This is a genomic window from Pseudarthrobacter sulfonivorans, from assembly GCF_024391045.1.
In the GTDB taxonomy this organism is placed as follows: Bacteria; Actinomycetota; Actinomycetes; order Actinomycetales; family Micrococcaceae; genus Arthrobacter; species Arthrobacter sulfonivorans_B.
Genome location: NZ_JANFCZ010000050.1, coordinates 1 through 2,640 on the forward strand (window position 1 = coordinate 1; position 2,640 = coordinate 2,640).

Below are 2,640 nucleotides of genomic sequence, written 5' to 3' on the forward strand. Positions count from 1 at the left end.
TGGCAGATAGCTGTTGTTGGAACTGCTGGTCTGGGTAGTTGGTACTGGGATTCTGAGAACTTGGTACCGGCCCTTCGCTTGTCTGCTCGGGGCCGGCACCGTGTCCTGGGTGGGGCTTATTCCCAGTGGTCCGGTTGAGCCCGGGCCCTGTCGTCACGGAGCTGTCGCATGTCCACGTCGCCGAGGTTGAGTTGGCGGGCGTTGTTGGCCAGCCGGTTCACGATCGAGTCCGCGGCCACCCGATCCGGTAGGGCCTCGACCCAGTAGGCCGGGCCGGACTGCGAAGCGATGAGTGTGGGCAGGCGGTGTTCCCGGTTGGCTAGGACCGCGAAGAGGTCGTTGGCCGCTTCGGGGTCGATGCCCACGGTGAGGAAGTCATCGATGACCAGGAGGTCCACGTCGGAGAGCTCGTTGAGGAGCTTTTGGTGCCCGATGCCGTCCCCGCGGGCGATGACCAGCCGGCGGGCGAGGTCGTCCATTCGGGTGTAGGAGACGGTGTGTCCGCTCTGGCAGGCGGCGATCCCGATCGCGCAGGCCAGGTAGGTCTTGCCGCCACCGGTTGGGGAGATGACGAGCAGGTTGGTGGGGTCCTGGCGCCATTGGTGGGCGGCATAGCGTTTCATCCGCACCGGGGTGATGCCGCGTCCTTCCTGGTAGTTGATCTCGGCGACCGAGGCTTGCGGGATGGGGAACCTGGCGGCCCGGATGAGCTTGTCGATCCGGTGGGCCCGGCGCTGGTGGAGTGCATCGTCCACGGCGGTGAGGAAGATCTGCTCGGGAGTGAGCTCGTCATTGGCCTCGTCGGTGATCAGTTCTTCGAACCGCACGGCCAGGTGCGCGATGCGCAGGGTCCGGAATTTCTCGTGGTCCTCGCTGGTGAACATCAGCCCTGTCCTCCCTGGCCGCCGCGGCGGTAGTGCTCGGCAGAGCGCACGTGCACCGCCGCCTGGAGGCCTGCGCCGGGGTCGGCGCCGCCGGCGGGTTTGCGGGTGGCCGCCGCCGGTGTGATTGTTCTGGGTTTCTTGGTGTCGGAGTCGATGGTGGCCATGATCCGTTTGATCGTGCTGTAGGTTCCCGGGCCCTGACCGGTGTCGAGCAGGACCTGGCAAGCTGCCTCGAGGCGGGCCTTGTTCCGCTTGCCCAGGGACTCCAGGATGTTCTGGCAGTCCAGATAGCCTTGGGCTTCCACTGCGTGCCGGTCGATGATCCCGGCGATGACCGCCTCGGTGGCTGGCCCGAAGCCCCGGGCCCGGTCCGTGAACCACCGCTTGGACCACAACCCGTCGATACCCCGGTGCCGGGTCGGGGCATGCGCGACATCGGTCGAATACTGGCCCTTCCGGCCCTGCCGCCGGACATGCTCACAGATGACCTGGTCCCCGTCGAAGACGGTCACCGTCGTGGACGTGACCCGAACCCGCAGCAGCTGCCCGGCATAGGTGTAAGGCACCGAGTAATGCTGGGAATCGCAGCTGACGTGGTAATTCCGTCCGACCTTGAGCTGCTTCCATTCCACCGAATCGAACCCGTCGGCCGGCAGCGCCTGGAGCAGGCCGGACTCATCGGCGGTGAAGCGTTCCCACCGGGTGCTCCCATCGGCCCGGGGAATCTGCTCGTTAATCTCGACCAGCCGGGCCCCGATCGCCGCGTTCAGGGCCTGCACCGTGGTGAAGACCTCTTCGGCCAGATAGCCGATCACCCGCTTGTTCACCACGTTCACCGCCGACTCGGCCGCGGCCTTGTCGCGGGGGCGTTTCACCCGGGCCGGCACGATCCCCGTCGAATAGTGCTCGGCCAGCTGTTGGTAACGGGGGTTGAGCACCCGGGCCGATTCGCCCCGCTTCGGCCGGTGGGTCGAGGTCGCCGGATTGTCCGGGACCACCAGCTGCGGGACCCCACCATAGAAAGAGAAAGCCGCCACGTGGGCGGCAATCCAGGACGCCGATGTCATGTCCGTGTACCCATGGCAGAACACCGCACCGGAATACGGCAGCACCGCCACGAACAGGTAGACCCCGGTCACCTCCCCAGTGACCGCGTCCACGACCTCCAGGGTGTCACCGGCCCAGTCCACCAGCATCGCCCGGCCCGGCTCGTGGTGCAGCGTCGCAACCACATCGCTCACCCGGGCATGGTCGGCGAACAGGGCGCAATACTGTGAATACCCGTACTTCTTCCCGCCGTTCGCGGCGGCCGACGCCAGATACCTGCTCCAGGCCTGCTGAAGGGTGAAGTGCCGGTTCTCCCGCATCGAGGCCAGCACCCGATCAAAATCCGGGCGCTCGTATAACTCCGTGACCCTCTTCCGGCCATCGGGAAACAACCGGGCGATCTCCTGCGGAGACATCGCCCCGATCTGCCCGGCGGTAAATCCGTACGCCGCAATCGTCTTCTTCGCGGCGGCCACGTCACGACGTGAACACCCCACCACCGCGACGATCTCGTCATAGCTCCGACCAGCAACAGCCAAGGTCATGATGGCCTTGAAATCGGCCATGCTGCCTCCTCACATAGGAAAAGGCGGCGCCCAGTGCACCGCCTCACCCACAGCGCATCACCCAGCGGCCACGACAGTACCAACTCACCGGAACAGCAATACCAACAACCCGGAACATGCGTACCAACTCAAGCTATCTGCCA

At 65.7% G+C, this 2,640-nt stretch carries 2 protein-coding genes; both read right to left on the reverse strand.

Going from position 1 to position 2,640, the window contains the following annotated elements; genetic code table 11:
• Positions 1-116 precede the first annotated feature (116 nt).
• On the reverse strand, positions 117-884 hold the full coding sequence (locus tag NQJ30_RS18780; RefSeq protein ID WP_255771835.1) for an ATP-binding protein: 768 nt from the start codon (positions 882-884) through the stop codon (positions 117-119).
• The gene (gene istA / locus NQJ30_RS18785) at positions 884-2,497 is read right to left on the reverse strand and encodes an IS21 family transposase (protein ID WP_255771838.1); all 1,614 of its coding nucleotides are present in this window, start codon (positions 2,495-2,497) and stop codon (positions 884-886) included. The genes NQJ30_RS18780 and istA overlap by 1 nt, the downstream gene beginning before the upstream one ends.
• Between the last annotated feature and the right edge of the window lie 143 nt (positions 2,498-2,640).